General features: G+C 70.8%; 20 protein-coding genes. 11 read left to right on the top strand and 9 right to left on the bottom strand.

Annotated features, from left to right (window positions below; all coding sequences use genetic code 11):
• Complete coding sequence (locus tag O7624_RS30190; RefSeq protein ID WP_282238308.1) at positions 1 to 1,269, top strand: MFS transporter; 1,269 nt, start codon at positions 1 to 3, stop codon at positions 1,267 to 1,269.
• On the opposite strand, the gene O7624_RS30185 is transcribed toward O7624_RS30190, so the two are convergent.
• Positions 1,220 to 1,729: a hypothetical protein gene (locus O7624_RS30185; protein WP_282238307.1), complete on the bottom strand. Its 510-nt coding sequence runs from the start codon at positions 1,727 to 1,729 to the stop codon at positions 1,220 to 1,222. The genes O7624_RS30190 and O7624_RS30185 overlap by 50 nt on opposite strands.
• 130 nt (positions 1,730 to 1,859) lie before the next feature.
• Positions 1,860 to 2,726, bottom strand: coding sequence for an FAD-dependent oxidoreductase (locus O7624_RS30180; protein ID WP_282238306.1), 867 nt, complete (start codon positions 2,724 to 2,726; stop codon positions 1,860 to 1,862).
• A gap of 104 nt (positions 2,727 to 2,830) precedes the next feature.
• Here O7624_RS30180 and O7624_RS30175 point away from each other — a divergent pair, with 104 nt between their 5' ends.
• Positions 2,831 to 3,595 (top strand): arginase family protein, encoded by a 765-nt coding sequence (locus O7624_RS30175; protein ID WP_282238305.1) that lies wholly within the window; start codon positions 2,831 to 2,833, stop codon positions 3,593 to 3,595.
• 44 nt (positions 3,596 to 3,639) lie between these two features.
• Here the strand turns inward: O7624_RS30175 and O7624_RS30170 are convergent, their stop codons facing one another.
• From O7624_RS30170 to O7624_RS30160, 3 genes are all read right to left on the bottom strand, one after another.
• Positions 3,640 to 4,383, bottom strand: coding sequence for a 3-oxoacyl-ACP reductase family protein (locus O7624_RS30170; protein ID WP_282238304.1), 744 nt, complete (start codon positions 4,381 to 4,383; stop codon positions 3,640 to 3,642).
• Positions 4,384 to 4,408: 25 nt separating this feature from the next.
• Positions 4,409 to 4,618, bottom strand: a complete 210-nt coding sequence (locus O7624_RS30165; RefSeq protein WP_282238303.1) for a hypothetical protein — start codon at positions 4,616 to 4,618, stop codon at positions 4,409 to 4,411.
• Between the two features lie 143 nt (positions 4,619 to 4,761).
• Entirely contained in the window at positions 4,762 to 5,727 is a 966-nt protein-coding gene (locus O7624_RS30160; protein WP_282238302.1) for a diacylglycerol kinase family protein, read from the bottom strand.
• Between the two features lie 123 nt (positions 5,728 to 5,850).
• On the opposite strand from O7624_RS30160, the gene O7624_RS30155 reads away from it, so the two are divergent.
• The 4 genes from O7624_RS30155 (at position 5,851) to O7624_RS30140 (ending at position 8,360) form a co-directional block, all read left to right on the top strand.
• Positions 5,851 to 6,783 (top strand): XRE family transcriptional regulator, encoded by a 933-nt coding sequence (locus O7624_RS30155; RefSeq protein ID WP_282238301.1) that lies wholly within the window; start codon positions 5,851 to 5,853, stop codon positions 6,781 to 6,783.
• Positions 6,784 to 6,999: 216 nt separating this feature from the next.
• Positions 7,000 to 7,164 carry a hypothetical protein gene (locus O7624_RS30150; protein WP_282238300.1) on the top strand — a complete coding sequence of 55 codons (165 nt, stop codon included), beginning with the start codon at positions 7,000 to 7,002 and terminating at the stop codon, positions 7,162 to 7,164.
• Positions 7,154 to 7,981 (top strand): helix-turn-helix domain-containing protein, encoded by an 828-nt coding sequence (locus O7624_RS30145; protein ID WP_282238299.1) that lies wholly within the window; start codon positions 7,154 to 7,156, stop codon positions 7,979 to 7,981. The genes O7624_RS30150 and O7624_RS30145 overlap by 11 nt, the downstream gene beginning before the upstream one ends.
• A gap of 49 nt (positions 7,982 to 8,030) precedes the next feature.
• Positions 8,031 to 8,360: a hypothetical protein gene (locus O7624_RS30140; protein ID WP_282238298.1), complete on the top strand. Its 330-nt coding sequence runs from the start codon at positions 8,031 to 8,033 to the stop codon at positions 8,358 to 8,360.
• Between the two features lie 144 nt (positions 8,361 to 8,504).
• On the opposite strand, the gene htpG is transcribed toward O7624_RS30140, so the two are convergent.
• The 4 genes from htpG to O7624_RS30120 all read right to left on the bottom strand — a co-directional run bounded on the left by htpG (position 8,505) and on the right by O7624_RS30120 (position 13,192).
• Positions 8,505 to 10,421 (bottom strand): molecular chaperone HtpG, encoded by a 1,917-nt coding sequence (gene htpG / locus O7624_RS30135; protein ID WP_282238297.1) that lies wholly within the window; start codon positions 10,419 to 10,421, stop codon positions 8,505 to 8,507.
• An 88-nt stretch (positions 10,422 to 10,509) separates the two neighbouring features.
• Positions 10,510 to 11,154 carry a GerMN domain-containing protein gene (locus O7624_RS30130; protein WP_282238296.1) on the bottom strand — a complete coding sequence of 215 codons (645 nt, stop codon included), beginning with the start codon at positions 11,152 to 11,154 and terminating at the stop codon, positions 10,510 to 10,512.
• Complete coding sequence (locus O7624_RS30125; RefSeq protein WP_093405809.1) at positions 11,151 to 12,506, bottom strand: HAMP domain-containing sensor histidine kinase; 1,356 nt, start codon at positions 12,504 to 12,506, stop codon at positions 11,151 to 11,153. The genes O7624_RS30130 and O7624_RS30125 overlap by 4 nt, the downstream gene beginning before the upstream one ends.
• Positions 12,503 to 13,192: a response regulator transcription factor gene (locus O7624_RS30120; protein ID WP_093405811.1), complete on the bottom strand. Its 690-nt coding sequence runs from the start codon at positions 13,190 to 13,192 to the stop codon at positions 12,503 to 12,505. The genes O7624_RS30125 and O7624_RS30120 overlap by 4 nt, the downstream gene beginning before the upstream one ends.
• A 153-nt stretch (positions 13,193 to 13,345) precedes the next feature.
• Here O7624_RS30120 and O7624_RS30115 point away from each other — a divergent pair, with 153 nt between their 5' ends.
• From O7624_RS30115 to O7624_RS30095, 5 genes are all read left to right on the top strand, one after another.
• Positions 13,346 to 13,810 carry an STAS domain-containing protein gene (locus O7624_RS30115; RefSeq protein WP_282238295.1) on the top strand — a complete coding sequence of 155 codons (465 nt, stop codon included), beginning with the start codon at positions 13,346 to 13,348 and terminating at the stop codon, positions 13,808 to 13,810.
• A 45-nt stretch (positions 13,811 to 13,855) separates the two neighbouring features.
• Positions 13,856 to 14,125: a GlsB/YeaQ/YmgE family stress response membrane protein gene (locus O7624_RS30110; protein WP_093405816.1), complete on the top strand. Its 270-nt coding sequence runs from the start codon at positions 13,856 to 13,858 to the stop codon at positions 14,123 to 14,125.
• Positions 14,126 to 14,210: 85 nt separating this feature from the next.
• Complete coding sequence (locus O7624_RS30105) at positions 14,211 to 14,879, top strand: STAS domain-containing protein (RefSeq protein ID WP_282238294.1); 669 nt, start codon at positions 14,211 to 14,213, stop codon at positions 14,877 to 14,879.
• A gap of 191 nt (positions 14,880 to 15,070) precedes the next feature.
• Positions 15,071 to 16,750, top strand: a complete 1,680-nt coding sequence (locus O7624_RS30100; RefSeq protein WP_282238293.1) for an MFS transporter — start codon at positions 15,071 to 15,073, stop codon at positions 16,748 to 16,750.
• 47 nt (positions 16,751 to 16,797) lie between these two features.
• The gene (locus O7624_RS30095) at positions 16,798 to 17,598 is read left to right on the top strand and encodes a hypothetical protein (RefSeq protein WP_282238292.1); all 801 of its coding nucleotides are present in this window, start codon (positions 16,798 to 16,800) and stop codon (positions 17,596 to 17,598) included.
• Positions 17,599 to 17,613: the final 15 nt, after the last annotated feature.

Genomic DNA, 17,613 nt, shown 5'->3' with positions numbered 1-17,613 from the left:
GTGCGGCGCAACGCGATCCTGTTCGTGGCGGTATCCCTGCTGTCCGGCCTCGGCGGCAGCGCGATGGCCCTGGTCACCGGCATCTGGATCCTCGACCTCACCGGCTCCCCCGGCCTGGCCGCGCTCGCCGGCCTCTGCGGGTACGCCCCCACCCTCGGCGGCCCGTGGCTCGGCGTGCTCGTCGACCGGCTGCCCCGGCGCCCGCTCGTCATCGCGGCCAACCTGACCCTCGCCGCCACCCTGCCCAGCCTGCTGGCGGTCCGTGGCCCCGGCCAGGTGTGGCTGCTGTTCTGCGTGGCCACGGTCTACGGCATCGCGTACGTCCTGGTCGACGCAGGCGAGAGCGCGCTGCTGCCGGCGGCTCTGTCGCCGGTCCAGCTCGGACGGGTGAACGGATGGCGCTCCAGTGCCCAGGAAGGCGTCAAGCTGGTGGCCCCGTTGGCCGGTGCCGGCCTGTACACCTGGCAGGGCGGCCACCTGGTCGCCCTGCTCGCCGCCGGCCTGCCGGCCCTCGCCGCAGCCGGCTTCGCGGCGCTGCGCCTGACCCGCACGCCGCCGCCGGTCGCGCAACCGGACCGGGGAGTCCGAGTCGGGTTGGCCGTTCTGTTCGGCGCGGCGTCCATCCGACGACCTGTGGTCCTGGCCGGAGTCGCCATCGGCATGTCCGGCTTCACCACCGCCGCCGGCTACGCCGTCGTCACCGACACGCTCGGCCTACCGGCGACGTTCCTGGGTGTCCTGCTCAGCGCCCAGGGCGCCGGCTCGGTCGCGGCTGGACTGGTCGCCGGCCGGCTGATTTCCCGGCTCGGCCCCACGGCCGTGGCCCTGGCCGGTACCGGACTCTTCGCGCTCAGTTGCCTGGTCCGGTGCCTGCCCTGGTGGCCGGGAGTGGTCACCGCGTCGGTGCTGGGCGGCCTCGGACTGCCGTGGGCGCTGGTCGCCGCCGTCACCGCCGTCCAGACACATAGTCCCGACGCGCTGCTCGGTCGGGTCGCCGCCACCGCCAACACGGTCATGTTCGGGCCGATCGCGGCGATGACTCCGCTCGGCTCCGCCGCCGTGCTGCTCGGCCCACGCCCACCGCTCGTCCTCGCGGCCGCCGTCTGCCTCACCGTATGCCCGCTGACCTGGCGACGTCGGCGCGACCGTTCACCGTCGCGCCCCTCCCCCGCGTCGGCCGGTCGTCCCGGGCTGACGTCGCGAGCTGCGCCGGACGGCGTCAATGCGAGAAGGGCTCCAGGCACCCGAATTCGGCAGCCGAGCCGGTGACCCTGACCATGACCCGGTCGGGCCGCACGGACCCGATCACACAGCCCACGTCCGCGAAGCGCACCGCGTACACGGCACCCGGCGGGGGCGTCGTCTCCTGCCCGATCGGCGTTCGCATGGTGGTGACCTCGATCGCGTCTGCCTCGATGCCCAGGTCGAGCAGCACTCGCTGGGTGGACTCCGGTGCGAAGTCCCCAGCCTCGCGTAGTGCCTCGAGCCTGGGCCGGATCCGCGCGGCGAGCTTCTGCCCGGTGCGCTGGTCCGCGGTGGAGAGCTCGTGCCGTCGCTTCCAGCCGTTGTTGTCGGCATGGTTGTTGGGTACGCCCGCCTGCGGAGCGGCCGGCTTCGCCACCACTGTGGGCGACGCCGACGTGCTCGTAGGTGTCGCCTGCACGTCGTCGCCCCCGGCGCCGGGGGCGGCGCAGCCGAGCAACAGCACGGCCAGCGGGGCAGCAGCCACCAACGAACTGGTCTTCCCTGCCCGCATCATCGACCCCCGTCGTTCCGAATCCGAGGATCAGATTGTATGAGGTTGCCGCTCTGACGCAGGAGGAGAACCGGGCCAGCCGATCGTGCGGTTCGAACTTTCGCTACCCGACAGTTGCGGTCAGGCCCTCGCCGCCGCGGCCGTCTGCGATGAGCGCTTCGACTCGCGCCGCCACCGCTGCTAATCCGCCATCGCCGAGACGTCGGTCGGCCCGCAGCGCGCTGAGATGACGGAGGACAGTCAAATGTTCAGTGAGGTCTGCGGGACCTGGCGGGTAGGTGGCCCGCTGCATCTCCGAGACGGTGCTGGGAACCGCCGCCACGACGTGGCTGAGCTGAGTACTCGCCGTGCGGGAGAATTCGACCACGTCGACACCAGCCGCGCGTGCCGTTTCCAGGGCTCGTAGCAGGCCCAGTTGGGCGTCGTACCAGACGCCGAACAGGGCGAGGTCCCAGACCGCAGCTGCATCCGGCGCTTCACCGACAAAGCGCGGCGTGCTCAGCAGACCGAGGACCGTCCGATGCTGCTCGAAGGCGTACGGAGATCCGCTGTAGAGGATGGTCGCGGTATCGGTGCCGATCATCTCGGGCGAGGCTTGGATCCCCGCGTCGAGGTAATGTGCGCCTCGGCTGGTTACCCGCCGGGCCGCTACCCGCGCCTCACTGGCGGTCCCCGTGTACATCCCGACAAGCGTGCGCCCGGACAGGTCCATGTCGAGCTGGGCAAGGCACTGCTCCACCGCTGCGAAATCCTTGAGGGTCAGGAAGACGAGGGAGCTTGCTGACACTGCCTCCCGAATGGACCGCGCTGGTAGTGCCCCGGCGGCCACCAGTTCGGTCGCCCGACTTCCGGTACGGTTCCAGACCGTGACATCGTGCCCGCTTCGCAGTAGGCGATAGGCCACCGCGCTACCGATGGCTCCGGTGCCGATGACCGCGACCCTGGCTACCGACTTCTCGATCTCACCCATGGCACGATCCTCGGACCTCAACCTCGCTTGAGGTCAAGCAGACGACATACCGAGGAGCTTCGATGTCGGTGTCGGTCCTGGCTCGCACCTGGCTAGGGTGAGGCGTGACGACGATCCTGGTGCCCTACCACCAAGATGAGCGACTGCTGGACGATGAGATCCCGGTGTCGGCGGATATCACTGTTCGGTCGCAGGTACTCGACGGAGATGCCTGGCAGCGCATGGCGGGGGTGTGTTCCGCTACTGCGGCGGCAGTGTCGCCGGTGGTTGCGGCCGGCGGCATACCGGTGGTGCTCTCCGGCGACTGCATGGTTGCTGGCGGCACCGTCGCCGGGGTGCAACAAGCGGGAGTCAACCCGGCGGTTGTCTGGTTTGACGCCCATGGTGACGTGCACACCTTGCAGACGAGCACATCGGGCTACCTGGGAGGTCTTTCGCTGCGGCTGCTGAACGGTGCGCATTCCGACAGGTACGCCGACGTGATCGGGTTGCGGTCGGTGCCGGCGGAGCGCACCGTGTTGGTCGACGCGCGGGATCTGGATCCTGCCGAGGTCGAGTATCTGGCCGTCAGCGCGACCCGCCGGATCCCGGTCTCCGAGGTTTCCGCGGACACCGTGCCGTCCGGGCCGCTGGTCCTGCATATCGATGTGGATGTCATCGACTCGGGCGAGGTGCCCGGTCTCCGTTTCCCGGTACCGAACGGACCGCCCGCAGACGCTGTTGTGGCCGCCTGCGGGCGGCTGTTCGCGACTGACCGCGTGGTGGCGTTCGACGTGGCATGCCCGTGGTCGCGGACCGACGACGAGGGCCAGCGGAACATCCGTACGCAGCTGCTGTCCCGGCTGGCAGCTCTCGCCCACCCTGGCTGAGCCTCAGCCCAGCCAGGGTGGACAGGACGGCGTTGAACCGGGGATCAGATGGTGAAGCCGCCGTCGACGTTGATCGTCGCTCCGGTGATGTAGCGCCCGTCCGGGCCGGCAAGGAACGCCACCGCGGCAGCCACGTCGCCGGGATCCGCGTAGTGACCGAGGGCGGTGAACCCGTTGATCGTCTCGGCGTTGGGGCCGTCGGCCGGGTTCAGTTCGGTGTCCGTGGCCCCTGGGTTCACCAGGTTGACGGTGATCGCCCGGCCGCCGAGTTCGCGTCCAAGTGCCTTGGTCAGTCCGATCAGGGCGGTCTTGCTCATCGCGTACAGCGAGAAGCCCGGGAAGACTGCCCGCTCGGCCACGTTGCTGCCGATGTTGATGATCCGCCCACCGGCCGGCATGTGGCGCACCGCCGCCTGGGTGGCGACGAACGGCGCCCGGACGTTTACCGCTACCGTCTGGTCGAACTCATCGAGGCTCAGATCCTCCAACGGGCCGAGCAGGAACGCGCCGGCGTTGTTGACCAGGGTGTCGAACCGACCCCATTCGTCGGCCACCCGGTCGACCGCGCCGACCACGGCCGCCGGGTCGGCGCTGTCCGCCCGCACGGCGACCGCCCGCCGACCCGCGGCCTTGATCTGATCCACCACGCCCTCGGCGCGTTGCTGATTCCGCTGGAACGTCAGCGCCACATCGGCGCCCTCTGCGGCCAGGCGCAACGCCACCGCGGCGCCAATCCCACGACTACCTCCGGTGACCAGAGCCACCTTGCCGTCAAGTGCGTTGTTCATGACCCAAAGCCTGGTCGACCAAGGGTCAACTGTCCGGCGGTGATCGGACGCCGCGTTCCCGTACGGCGGCGCGCTGGAGCGACTTGACCAGGAAACGGCAGGGCTCCGCAACCTCGTGACGCGTTCCACGGTCATCCAGGTAGTGGTACCGGTCGAGGTAGCGGAAGCCGGTGTCCTCGTACCCGAGTCGGAGGTACAGCGCAAACGCCCGCGCGTTGTCCTCGCCGACGCCCATGCCAATCCGGTGATGACGGGGACGTCCTGCGCTCGGCATTCTCTGACGAAATTCCGCGGAGCTCCCTCAGGCACAGTGGTTCACAGTAACGACGAGATGAGCGCCTTCGGACCAACTGCCTGGGCGGAACGGCCTCGGCCGCGTCACGCCCCTTGCGGCAACTCGGCCGCCTCCTCGGCGTCCCGGTCGGGGCAGCATACGGTCAGGGCGGCGGGCACGGCACGTACCTTCAGCTTCCGGGCTTTGCTGCGGGCACCGCCGTCCAGCTCGTACGTCTTGGGGTCGGCGAAGCGGACCTTGACCTTTCGTCCCCGGGTGATCCGCACGAACTTGGAGTCGTCGGAACGGCCGGTGGCCATCTTGCCGAGGGTCCGGGCCCAGTCGACGGCACCGCTGGCGGTGGAGACACCGATCTCCAGCGAGCCGCTGTCGGGGCGGGCATCGTCGAAGGCGGGAATGCCGCCGGTGATGGTGCCGACGTTGCCGAACAGGACGCAACTTGCCTCACCGTCGAACCAGAGGGCACCGTCGACGGTGATCCGGGTCCGGGTCAGCTCCCCGCGCACGTGACGCAGCCCGGTCCACACGTAGGCGAGCCGGCCGAGGCGGCCCTTCATCTCCCGGTCGGCCTCGCGGATGAGGTCACCGTCGAAGCCGGCACCGGCCATCACCGCGAAGTGCTCGCCGTTGAGCTTGCCCAGGTCGAGCCGCCGCCGCCGGCCGTGCAGACCGATCCGGACCGCCTCGCGCAGATCCTCGGGAACGCCCAGATTGGTGGCGAACAGGTTGGCAGTGCCGGCGGGCAGGATCGCCATCGGTACGCGGGATCCGGCGAGGGTGTCGGCGCAGCGTTGGACCATGCCGTCGCCGCCCCAGACGAAGACCAGCTCGGCCCCCTTGTCGAGCGCCTTGCGGACCTTCTTCGGTGCCTTACGGCTCTTGGGCACCTCGTACCACAGCAGATGTTCGACGCCCGCGCCGACGAGGGCGGCGCGCAGCTCGTCCAGGCCGCCACCGAGGTTCTTCTTCCGGTGGGCCACGACCGCGACGGTGCCGACCGCCACGGCGGGCGCAGGCCGGTCCGGATCCACAAGCACACTCGCACTCATGCCGGCCAGTGGTACCCAGCCACCAGAAACTCCACTCCTGCAGTGATACCGCCGTGTCTTCTGCGCGCCGAAACCACGGCGGTGCCCGACTTGGCCAATGCCCGGGAGCGGGCGGCGGAGTGCGTGCCGGCGATCTGGTCGGCGCTGATCGAAATCGAAGACGGCGAGCGGCGGCCCCCGACGCGTGCCGGCGAACAGCTGACTGGCGACATCGAACGAAGCGACCGGCTCCGCATGAGCTGCAACTACCCGGCCATGGCCCGGATGCTTCCCAACCTGCTGGTGGAGGCTGCCGCCGTGGGCGGTCCGACACTTGCGCAGGCCGCCTACCAGGCGTCGACATGTCTTCGGCATCTCGGATACCGGCACCTGGCGCTGAATGCAGCCCGGGTTGCGGTGTCGGCGGCCGGGAACGTCGAGGATCCTGCCTGGATGGCAGCGGCGCGCTTCGCCTACGTGCAGAGCCTGCCGATCGAGTCGGCGGCGCTCGCGGCCAAGGCCGCCGACCGGTCACTTGCCGAGTTGCAGGCCGACGCCGGCGACGTGCGGGTGCGTCAGATGCTCGGCCAACTGCACCTCTCGGCCGCGTTGACCTCGACCGTGGACGGTCGCCTGGACGTCGCTCGCGACCATCTTGCCGAGGCGACCCGGGAGGCGGCCAGTCTCGGCGATCCGGTCGACGGGGGCGGCTTCAACGGCTGCGGCTTCGGGCCGACCAACGTCGGGCTCTGGCAGATGTCCATCGCGGCGGAGCAGGGCGAGATGGGCCGGGTGATCGAACTTTCCCGCACTGTCCGACCGCAGGTGCTCGCAGCGACGAACCGGCAACTGTCCTACTGGCTCGACCTTGGCCGCGCCTTGGCGGAAACCGGCCGTCGAGACGCGGAAGCGCTGGGCGCATTCGTACAGGCCGAGCGAGCCGCACCCATCCCGTTCGCGCTGAACCCCCTCGCGCGCGACGCGGTGGTGTCCCTCGCCCAGCGGGCAAGGCGTCGGGCTGTCCCAGATGATCTTCGGCTGCTGGCTGTTCGAATGGGCATCAGGCTCGCCACATAACTGCCAGTAATTGCTCAGTCACCACTTCCTCCTACTGTCCGATTCGGAGAGGACAGCCGTCCTCTTCGGCCCGATGAGATAGAAACCCCTTCACCCGCCCGTGTTGTCCGACGGATCGCACGGGAGGAGGCGGTGCGCGCCACGCAGCCCGGACGAAGGATTCGGTGGTCAGCCCCTCCTGACCGAGGTCTCGCGGCAGAGATCGGTGGAGGTGCAATGAACGCGCAGGACGAGGAATCTGTGAGCCGGGGCGAGCAGATCGAGGGCGCTGAGCGGGACGCTGCCAGGCGGCGGTTGTTGGAGCAGGCCGAGGCGGAGCGGATTCCGGTGGACGAGACCACGCGGGCGGCACCGGATCGGCGGTGGCGACGTGACCGGTAGGAGCGAGGTGCCGATCGGGCGGCGGGTAGCCCAGTGGCGGGCCCGACGGCGGATGACCCAGCAGGCGCTCGCCGACCGGCTCGGTAAGTCAAAGAGCTGGGTGGACAAGGTGGAACGGGGTGCCCGTGCCCTGGACAAGTTCTCGGTGATCCGGCAGATCGCCGACGTGCTGCGGGTCGAGCCGGCGGTACTGATCGGCGAACGACCGGCGGCGTTCGTCGGCACCGTGCCGGTGGACGGGCTCGACGGAGTGCGGATCGCGCTGGCCCGGTACGGAACGTTTCCCCTGGTGGAGTGCCAGGTGCCGGTGGTCCAGGTGCGGCGACAGGTCGGGCACGCCTGGTTGACCTACCAGCATGCGCGGTATCCGCAGGTGGTCCGGTTGCTCCCGGGGCTGCTGGACGCTGCGCGGGGCATCCCGCGGACCGATGCCGAACTGCTGATGCAGGTGTACCGGATCGCCTCGTCCGTGCTGGTGAAGCTGGGCGAGCCGGATCTCACCTGGCTGGCCGCCGATCGGGCGGCGACGGTGGCGGGCGGTGACGCGTTGTTGGCCGGCGCGGCGGCCATCTCGGTCGGGCAGGCGTTACGCGCCGCGGGTCGGGAACGGCTCGCGTTGACCTCGCGCCGTACGGCTGGTGCCGCTGTCTCCGGCGGCGGGAGCGCCGGATCCGACGCCGGGCGCTACCGCGGTGGGTGGCACGCTGCTGCTCCAGGCCGCGCTCGCCGCCGCGTCCTGCGGCGAGGCTCGACAGGCCGGGCATCTGCTCGACCGGGCCGCCGCTCTCGCGGACGCGTCACCCGAACGCGCTGGTAGCGGGCGAAGTGCCGGGGAGGACGCGCAGCGTACGTGTTTCGGGCCGGTCGTGGTGGAGTTGGCGCGGGTGCTGGTGGCGGTGGAACGGGGTGAGGCTGCCGAGGCGGTGTGCCGGCACGAGGCGGTGGTCCGGCGCGACGGGTGGCGGCGGCTGCCGGCCGAGTACCGGGGTGCCTACCTGGTGGACGCCGCACGGGCGTACCTGCTCGCGGGCGACCTGCTCGGCGCCGGCCGGATGCTGGTCGCCGCCGACGCGGTGGCGCCGGCCGAGGTCCGGTCGCGGTCGTCGGCGCGTACCCTGCTGGCGGAGATCGCCCGAGGCCGCCCCGCACCGGCCGGCGTGGCGCGGCTGAGCACGCTCGCCGGCCTCACCCGCTGACCCGCCGCCCCGACCGACGTCGAGACCCCATGCCGCCCCGCGTCTCGACGCCATGATGTGGGGGCCCGCCGACACCGCGACGATCAGGCCCGCTCCCGGGATCGAGTTGGCTGCGACGCCACTCGATCCCGGGAGCGAGGGTGGCTACAGGGTGCGGGCGAGGCGGTCGGCGAGGATCCGGGCGAACCGCGACGGGTCGGCCAGGTCGCCACCCTCGGCGAGCAGCGCGGTGCCGTAGAGCAGCTCGGCGGTCTCCGCCAGGGCGTCGCCGCTGCCGCCCTGTTCGTGTGCCTTGCGCAGGCCGGTGACCAGCGGGTGAGTCGGGTTGATCTCCAGGATCCGCTTGACCTTCGGCACCTCCTGCCCCATCGCCCGGTACATCTTCTCCAGGGTGGGCGTGATGTCGTGGGCGTCGCCGACCACGCAGGCGGGCGAGGTGGTCAGCCGCGACGACAGCCGGACCTCCTTGACGTTGTCCGCCAGCACGGTGCCCATCCAGCCGAGCAGGTCGGCGTACTCGGTGCGCTGCCGCTCCCGCTCGGCTTCGGCCTCGGTACGCTCCTGCTCGGTGTCCAGGTCGACCTGCCCCTTGGCGACCGAGCGCAGCGCCTTGCCGGCGTAGCTGCCCACCCGCTCGACCCAGACCTCGTCGACCGGGTCGGTGAGCAGCAGCACCTCGTAGCCCTTGGCGCGGAACGCCTCCATGTGCGGGGAGTTCTCGATGGTGACCCGGTTCTCGCCGGTCGCGTAGTAGATGTCGCTCTGCCCCTCCCGCATGCGTTCCACGTAGCCGGCCAGGTCGGTCTGCTCGGCCGGGTCGTGGGTCGAGGCCACCGAGAGGATCTCCAGCAGGGTTTCCTGGTTGTCGGTGTCCTCCAGCAGGCCCTCCTTGACCGCCGGCCCGAACTCGGTCCAGAAGGTGCGGTACCGCTCCGGCTGGTCGGTCTTGAGTTCCTTGACCGTGGCGAGGATCTTCTTGACCAGGCGGCGGCGTACGGCGCGGATCTGCCGGTCCTGCTGGAGGATCTCCCGGGAGATGTTCAGCGACAGGTCGTGGGCATCCACCACACCCTTGATGAACCGCAGGTAGTTGGGCATCAACGCGTCGCAGTCGTCCATGATGAAGACGCGCTTGACGTAGAGCTGCACCCCCCGGCGCCCCTGCGGGGAGAACAGGTCCAGCGGCGCGTGGGTGGGGATGAACAGCAACGCCTCATACTCGAAGGTCCCCTCCCCGCGCATGTGGATGGTTTCGAGCGGGTCCGCCCAGTCGTGGCTGACATGCTTGTAGAACTCGTGGTACTCGGCGGGCTCGACCTCGCCGCGTGGGCGGGCCCACAGCGCCTTCATCGAGTTGAGGGTCACGGTCTCGGTGGTGGCGGGGGCGTCGTCGGCGCCGGGCCGCTCGACGGTCATCCGGATCGGGTGGGCGATGAAGTCGGAGTAGCGCTTCACGATCTCCCGGATCGTCCACTCGGCCGTGTAGTCGTGCAGGTTGTCATCGGCGTCGGCGGGCTTGAGGTGCAGGGTCACCGCCGTGCCCTGGGCAGCGTCGTCCAGCTCGGTGATGGTGTAGGTGCCCTCGCCGGTGGACTCCCAGCGGGTACCGCCGCTCTCGCCGGCCCGCCGGGTGACCAGCTCGACCCGCTCGGCGACCATGAACGCGGCGTAGAAGCCCACGCCGAACTGACCGATCAGCTCCTGCGAGGCACCCGCGTCCTTGGCCTCGCGCAACTGCCGCAGCAGCTCCGCGGTGCCGGACTTGGCGATCGTGCCGATGACGGAGACCACCTCGTCGCGGCTCATGCCGATGCCGTTGTCGCGCACGGTGAGGGTACGGGCGTCCTTGTCGACCTCGATGGCGATGTGCAGGTCGCCCGTGTCGACGGCAAGATCCTTGTCGACCATCGACGCCAGGCGCAGCTTGTCCAGCGCGTCGGAGGCGTTCGAGATCAACTCGCGGAGGAACACGTCCTTGTTCGAGTAGATCGAGTGGACCATCAGCCGGAGCAGCTGACGCGCCTCGGCCTGGAACTCCAACGTCTCGGCCCGGTCGTTCACACCAAGTCCTTTCCGGTCGTCGCCACGACGGTTCGCGGAAAGGATACGAGTCGTCGCGCTGCGCGTGCGTCGGGTGGTCCGCCTCTCCTCAACGCGGATTGATCAACACGGCGTAGTCGGCCGCGGTGAGCGGCCCCGACGACAGCGAACCGTCCGCCCGGGGGACGCTCAACGGCGTGCCGCCCTCCAGGAACAGCACCGCCGTGACGTCGGTGCGGGCGCTGAGCGTGCAGACGATCTGACCGTACGCCAGCCGACCGTCGATGCGGCCGGTGTCCACCGCCGTCAGTCCGACGGTGACCCGGGCCAACCCGTCGACCAGCTCGACCACCGCGCTGGTGAAGGCCCCCGGCAGGGCGCTGGTCAGCCCGTCGTCGCGCTCGGCCGGGGTCGGCCCGGCCAGCAGGGCCCGCAACTGCGCGTCGAGCGCGGGCACCTGGTCGGCGCGGCGGATCACCGGCACCAGGCGTTCGTCGCGGGAGAAGTAGAGCACCTCGGTGACCGCGCCGGTCTCGGCCGCCGTCGGTGCCGCCGTGGCGGTGGACGGAAAGGGTACGGGTGGCGGGGTGACCGCGCGGGGTTGGTCCTCGGCGGGCACCCCGCACCCCCCGAGCAGGGCAAGCACCGTGGCCACCACCAGGGCTACCCCGGCCTTCCACCCGGCCCGAACGGTACGCGCGGCCCGGGCAGGTTGACCGGCGTACGCGGGCCCGACGGCGACGGGTCGGGTCATGAGACGCTCCCGGGCAGGGTGACGCGGAACCGGGCGCCGCCCTCCGGGCGGTCGCTGACCGAGGCGTCTCCGCCGTGCGCGGCGGCGTGCTGGGCCACCAGGGCCAGCCCCAGGCCGGTGCCGTCGCCGCCGCCCCGGTAGTTGGCCGCCCGACCCCGGACGAAGCGGTCGAAGATCACCTCGCGGTCTTCCATCGGCACTCCCGGGCCCTCGTCGTCGACCTCGATCACGCCCGTGTCCGCGGTGTGCGACAGCCGCACCGCGATCGGCCCCGCACCGTACCGCTCGGCGTTGTCCAGCAGGTTGGTCAACACCTGGGTGACGCGGCGGCGGTCCACCCGCCAACTGGGCGGGGTGCCCGCCGCCAGCTGCACCATCGACTCCGGCAGGTCCCGGTCCCGGCACGCCTGGCGGGCCAGCTCGGGCAGGTCCACCGGCTCCCGGTGCACCGGCTGATCACCACGGGACAGGTCCAGCAGGTCGTTGACGAGTTGCTGAAAACGTTCGATCTCGTCGGCGACGAGCCGGGCGGCGGTGGCGGTCCGCTCGTCCTGGTTCTCCCGGCGTCGGGACAGCACACTCGCGGCCGCGGCAAGGGTCTGCAACGGCGAGCGCAGCTCATGGCTGACGTCGGCGGCGAAGCGCCGGTCCCGGTCGATCCGCCCGGCCAACTCGTCGACCATCCGGTTGAAGGAGGTGGAAAGGCGGTTCAGGTCCGGGTCGGTGTCCGGGGCGAGCCGGGTGGTGAAGTCGCCGGCCGCGATCCGCTCGGCGGCGTCGGCCACGGCTGTCAACGGGCGCAACCCGTGCCGGGTGGCGTACCAGCCGAGGGCCGCCCCCGACCCGGCGACCATGATTGCGACCGCGGTGAGCGCCAGCGCCAGCACCTGGAAGGTCTGCTCCAGCTCCCGCAGCGAGGCGATCTCGTAGAAGGCGGTCGACTCGGACAGCGGCACCCCGACCAACATCACCGGGCTGTCGTTGAGGCGTACCCGCTGCACCGCCGGCTCCCCCGCCGAGACCAGGTCCTGGAGCTGGGCCGGAACGATTGTGGTGAGCCCGGTGTCGGCGCTGCGGGCGTACCACTCGCCGTCGAGCAGCACCAGGGGTCGTCGGCCGGTGCCGGTGTCCAGCGCCCGCAGCGCCTCCGCGACGTCCGGGTTCTCGGTGTTCAGGCCGGCGCGGACCACCGCCGCGTCGTAGTACGCCGCCCGCAGCACGGTGCGCTCCCGCTCGTTGAGCAGGGTGCGGCGGGTCAGCTCGTACGACACCAGAGCCATCGAGGCGGACAGCAGCAACGCGCCGATCGCGAACGCGGCGGTGACCCGGGCACGTAGTCCGAGGCGTCTCATCGTTGCAGTTTGTAACCGAGGCCGCGCAACGTCACCAAATGCCGGGGGTTGGCCGGGTCGGCCTCGATCTTCTGGCGCAGCCGACCGACGTGCACGTCGACCAGCCGTTCGTCGCCGCTGTCGTACCCCCAGACCCGGCTGAGCAGCTGCTGACGCGACAGCACCCGGCCGGCGTGTTCGGCCAGCTCGCACAGCAACCGGAACTCCGTACGGGTGACCGCGACCGGCTCGCCGGACCGCCGCACCTCCCCCGCCTCCGGGCTCACCTCCAGCTCGCCGAAGGCGAGCACCGGTACCGGCTCGGGGCCGTCCGGCGCGGTCACCGCGCGACCGCGTCGGCGCAGGGCGCGCAGCCGGGCGGTCAGTTCCTTGATCGCCACCGGCTTGACCACGTAGTCGTCGGCACCGGCCTCCAGCGCGGCGACGATGTCGTGGGTGTCGTCGCGGGCGCTGACCACGACGATCGGGACGTCGTCGTCGCGGCGCAGTTGGCGGATGCCCTCGAAGCCGTCGATGCCGGGCAGCATCAGGTCGACCAGGACGTAGTCGGCGGGATCCCGGCGCTGCGTACGCAGCCCCTCCTCGGCGGTGGCCGCTCCCCGGGCCTCGTAGCCCTCGTCCTCCAGAGCGAGCAGCAACGCCAGCCGGATCCGGTCGTCGTCCTCGATCACCAGTACCGCTGTCATACCGGAATCATCCCCAAGCCCTGACCACCGGGCCAACCACGATCGACAACAGGGTGTTTTGTCACGCAACTGTCATCCGTCCGCGCGGTGCCCGCCAACCCCGCTGGGCAGGGTGAGAGCCACTTGGAGACCGCAGGAGAGGGGGCCTTGGCCGTGACCGCACCACGACGCCCCGAGTGCTCGGTGCCGCTGGTGGAGGTGTCCATCACCGAGTTCGATCTGAGCTGCCTGCCCGAGACCGGCGCGGTCCTCGATCAGCTGCTGGCCCTGCGCCCCCAACAGGTCGTGATCGACCTGGCCGGCTGCCGACACATCGACGCCGCCGCCATCGGCCTGCTGCTCGACGTGCACCGCCGGATGGTCCGCGCCGGAGGTGTGCTGGCGGTGCGCAATCCGAACCCGCGCATCACCCGGATCCTGCAGACCGCCCGGCTGGACCAGATCCTGCCGGTGCACACCGACGCTGAAGCCGCCCCGGCCCCGCTCCCCGAAGCGGCCCCCGCCGCCGCTACCTCCGTCGGAGCGGGTATTGGCCCACCGGCCGGCGGGACACCGCCGCCGAGTGCGGCGCCGCGCGCTGCCGCGTACGGCCGCGCCGCGGTCACCGTGCGCACCTGACCCCACCACAGCCGACCGCAGCAGAACGTGAGCACGAGGAGCAGCATGACCAGCGCCGGGATCGTCGCGGCTCTCGCCGTGGGCCTTGCCGTCGGCGCCCTCGGCCGACTGGTCCTGCCCGGCCGCCCGGCCGTGCCGTTGTGGCTCACCACGACCATCGGCGCGGTAGCCGCGCTGCTCGGTGCCATCACCGCCTGGCTCGCCGGCGTTCAAGGGTTCAGCCTGCTGGGCCTGGTGGTGCAGGCCGGGCTCGCCGCGATCGCGGTGGTGATCGTGGTCGCCACGACCGGCAAGGAACGCTCCGACTCCCGGTGAGTAGTCCGCACGGCGACGGCGCTCCGCCCGCCGCCCCGAGTTCCGTACCCCGGCCGACCGGCCGCGGCACCGGAGAGGAAGCAGGATGACCGTCGTACCGGACGACAACCTGATGACCCTGATCTGCGACGTCTGTGGCGACACCACCACCGGCACCGCCTGCGTGCTGCCCGACGCCGAGGTTGTCTGGACGCTGGTCTCCGACCACGGGTGGAGCGGTTCACCGTTCGCCACCGGTCCGCACCGCTGCCCCCGGTGCAGTTCGCTGCCGCCGGGCAGCCCACCCGGTGACAGCGAGCGCGGCGGGTCGGTCCGCAGCGCCGAGGCGGCTCCCGCCGACAGCGACCTCGACCCGGGCACCGGCGACGCGCTGCGGACCGCGCTGCGCGCCGCGTTCGACGTGGCCGGGACGGTGGTGGTGGACCTGACCCACGTGCAGGTCATCGACTCAGTCGGGCTGGGCATGCTCGTCCGGGCCCACCGGGACGTACGCGAGCAGGGTGGGCGGCTGTGCCTCGCCGCCCCGTCGAGGTTCATCCGTACCGTCCTGCACACCATGAAGCTCGACGGGGTCTTCCCGATCTTCGACAGCCTCGACGCTGCGCTCGATCAACTGAGTGCCGCAGCGGTGCAGAACGCCGTTCCGGCCGGCATCTCGTCGGTCGACGTGACGCCGAACGACGTGCCACGGCCCGCCGCCGAGGTGTCCTCGCTGCCCACCGCCCGCCGTCCGGCAAGCCGCGTCACCGTCTGACCTCGGCGGGGTGCCGGTGCTGCCCTTGAAGTCCGACCCGACCAGGGCGAGAGGCCGCCGATCACGTACGGGCAACGTGATCGACCCGAGCACAACATTGATGATTGTCTGATAAAGCCCCAGTAGGTTTCGGCAGTCGTCGATCCGCCGACGTTCTTCTCGTACCGGGACAACCCGGAGGTCGGTAATCCATGCCCGAAACCCGTAGTGCCGGCGTCATATCCACGAAGCGTCGCGGACGGCTCGGATTCCTGCTCGGCGTGGCGCTGGTGACGGCCGGCGTCCTGTTTCAACTGCCTGACGTACGGATGATGATCGACCATGCCCGCATGCGACAGGCGGAGCCCTCCATGCCCGGCATGGAAGGCGTTCCCCCCGGCCAGCCGATGGACATGTGGACGCCCACGATGATCCTCGGCATGCTGCTGCTCCTCGCCGGCCTGCTGCTGGCTGGGCGGGCGCTGTTCGCGGGCATCCAGCGACCGGACTCCGAAGGCGTCACCGTGGAGTCGATCGAGCATGGTCGGCTGAGACCGGCCTACTGGATCACCTGCGCGGTGCTGACCATCGCCTTGGTGGTCGACATCATGAAGCCACTCACCCTCGGCTTCGTCATGCCCGGCATGAGCGACGAGTACGGCATGTCACTCGAATCGATCTCGATTCTTCCCCTGGTCGCCCTCACCGGTACCGCCGTCGGGTCGGTCCTCTGGGGCCTGCTCGGCGACCGGTACGGTCGGCGGACCGCCCTGCTCCTGGCCACCCTGCTGTTCATCGCGACCTCGGCGTGCGGGGCCATGCCCAGCTTCGAGTGGAACCTGGTGATGTGCTTCGCGATGGGCACCTCCGCCGGTGGCCTGCTGCCCCTGGTGTTCACACTGATCGCCGAGCTGACCCCACGCCGACACCGCGGCTGGGTGGCGGTGACCGTCGGTGGGATCGGTGGTCTGGGCGGGTACCTGGCGGCCAGTGAGGCGGCCCGCCACCTCGAGCCGGCGCTGACCTGGCGCGCGCTCTGGCTGATCGGGCTGCCCTCCGGGCTGCTGCTGTTGCTGATGGCGCCGTCGATCCCCGAGTCGCCGCTGTACCTGCTGCGCGCCGGGCGGCGCACCGAGGCGGAGGCGGTGCTCCGTCGTTACGGATCCCGTCTGAGCGCCGCGCCACCGGCAGCCGGGGTCGCGGAGACACAGCTCGGCGTGGGGGCGATGCTTCGGACGTATCCCGTCGTGACGTCGGTGATCGGCGTGGTCGGTGTGGTGTGGGGGCTGGTGAACTTCGGCTTCCTGGTCATGCTGCCCGCGCAACTGCGGGAGGCCGGGCTGGCCGGCGGGGTCGCGAGTGGCCTGCTCGCCGACTCGGCGCTCTACTCGACCCCGGCCCTGGCGCTCGTCGTGCTGCTCTACGCGGCCTGGAGCGGTCGCCGGGCGCTGGCGCTGTTCATCGCGATCACCGCGATCGGGCTCAGCGGAGTGGCTCTCTGGAGCGCCGACAGCGGCGGGACGGCGCTGCTGTTGGCTTCCATCGGCCTGCTGGTGCTGTCGCTGTCCGCGGTCAACGCGATGCTGCTGCCGTACAGCGCCGAGATCTACCCGACCGCGATGCGGGCCACCGGCTCCGGCTTCGCCGGTGCGGCCACCAAGGTCGGTGGCATCCTCGGACCGTCCACCATGCTGCTGGTCCTCTCCCTCGGTAACGGGCTCGTGCTGCCGGCCATCGCGCTGGGCGTGCTGTGTCTGGTCGCTGCGGTCCTGCTGCTGGTGTTCGGGCCGGAGCTGGGCGCATCCGTCGGGCCACTCGCGCGTCAACGGCACGGAAGCGTCACTGACGGCGTCGCAGACGACTCCCGCAGGAGGTTCCTGGCGCGCGGTTGAACCGATCCACCACCTCCGCCCGTACCTGAGTGCGAAGGGAGTGGCCCATGAAGCGCCTGACCCCGTTGCTCACCCTCCTGTCGGGGGCGGTGACGGCTGCTGTGCTGTTCACAATGAGTGCACAGGCATCCCCGCCGGGCACCCAACCCGCGGCCGGCGGAGGTGCACCGGCCGCCGCGCCGGCCCCGTCCGCCGACGTGGAGGCGGACGCCGACGCCGAGGTGGACCCCGACGCGGTCGCGCCCGGTGAGGAACCGACCGACGCCGACGCCGACGCCCGGCGACCGGCCGGCACCTCGCCGCCGACGGATCCGGACGCCCCGTCGGCGGGGACCGAGGTGACATCGGTCGAGCAGAACTGGATCGGTGAACTCGAAAACGGTGCCACCATCGCCATCACCGTGAAGGACGGCAAGGCCGAGGCGTATGTCTGCGACGGCCGGAGCATGGAGCTGTGGCTGTCCGGCACGGTACGCGACGGCAAGATCGAGCTGACCGGCAAGGACGCGAAGCTGACCGGTGTCATCCGGGGCGACCGCGCCAGCGGTGAGATGATCGTCGGCGTACGGCGCTGGAAGTTCACCGCCCGACCCGACGACACGTCGGCCGACGAAGCGGTGGTGAAGTCCGGTTCGGGCACCGCTCCGGCGATCTACCGGGTGACCGGGGAGACCCGCAGGGCCGGCTACGACGGCGGCTGGATCATGCGGCCCGACGGCACCCAGATCGGCATCGTCACCTGGAACGGCAAGCCCATTCCGGCACCGCCGTTGGACCCCGCCTTCAACAGCACCGTGGTCAACGGAGTGACCCTCGTCGCCGAGCCGGTCGTCCCCGGGGCGCGGTGATGTCCCAGCACCGAC

This window comes from Verrucosispora sp. WMMD1129, from assembly GCF_029581255.1.
Lineage (GTDB): Bacteria > Actinomycetota > Actinomycetes > Mycobacteriales > Micromonosporaceae > Micromonospora > Micromonospora sediminimaris.
Note: the sequence above shows the minus strand (reverse complement) of the source record. Positions and strands in the feature narration are given on the sequence as shown.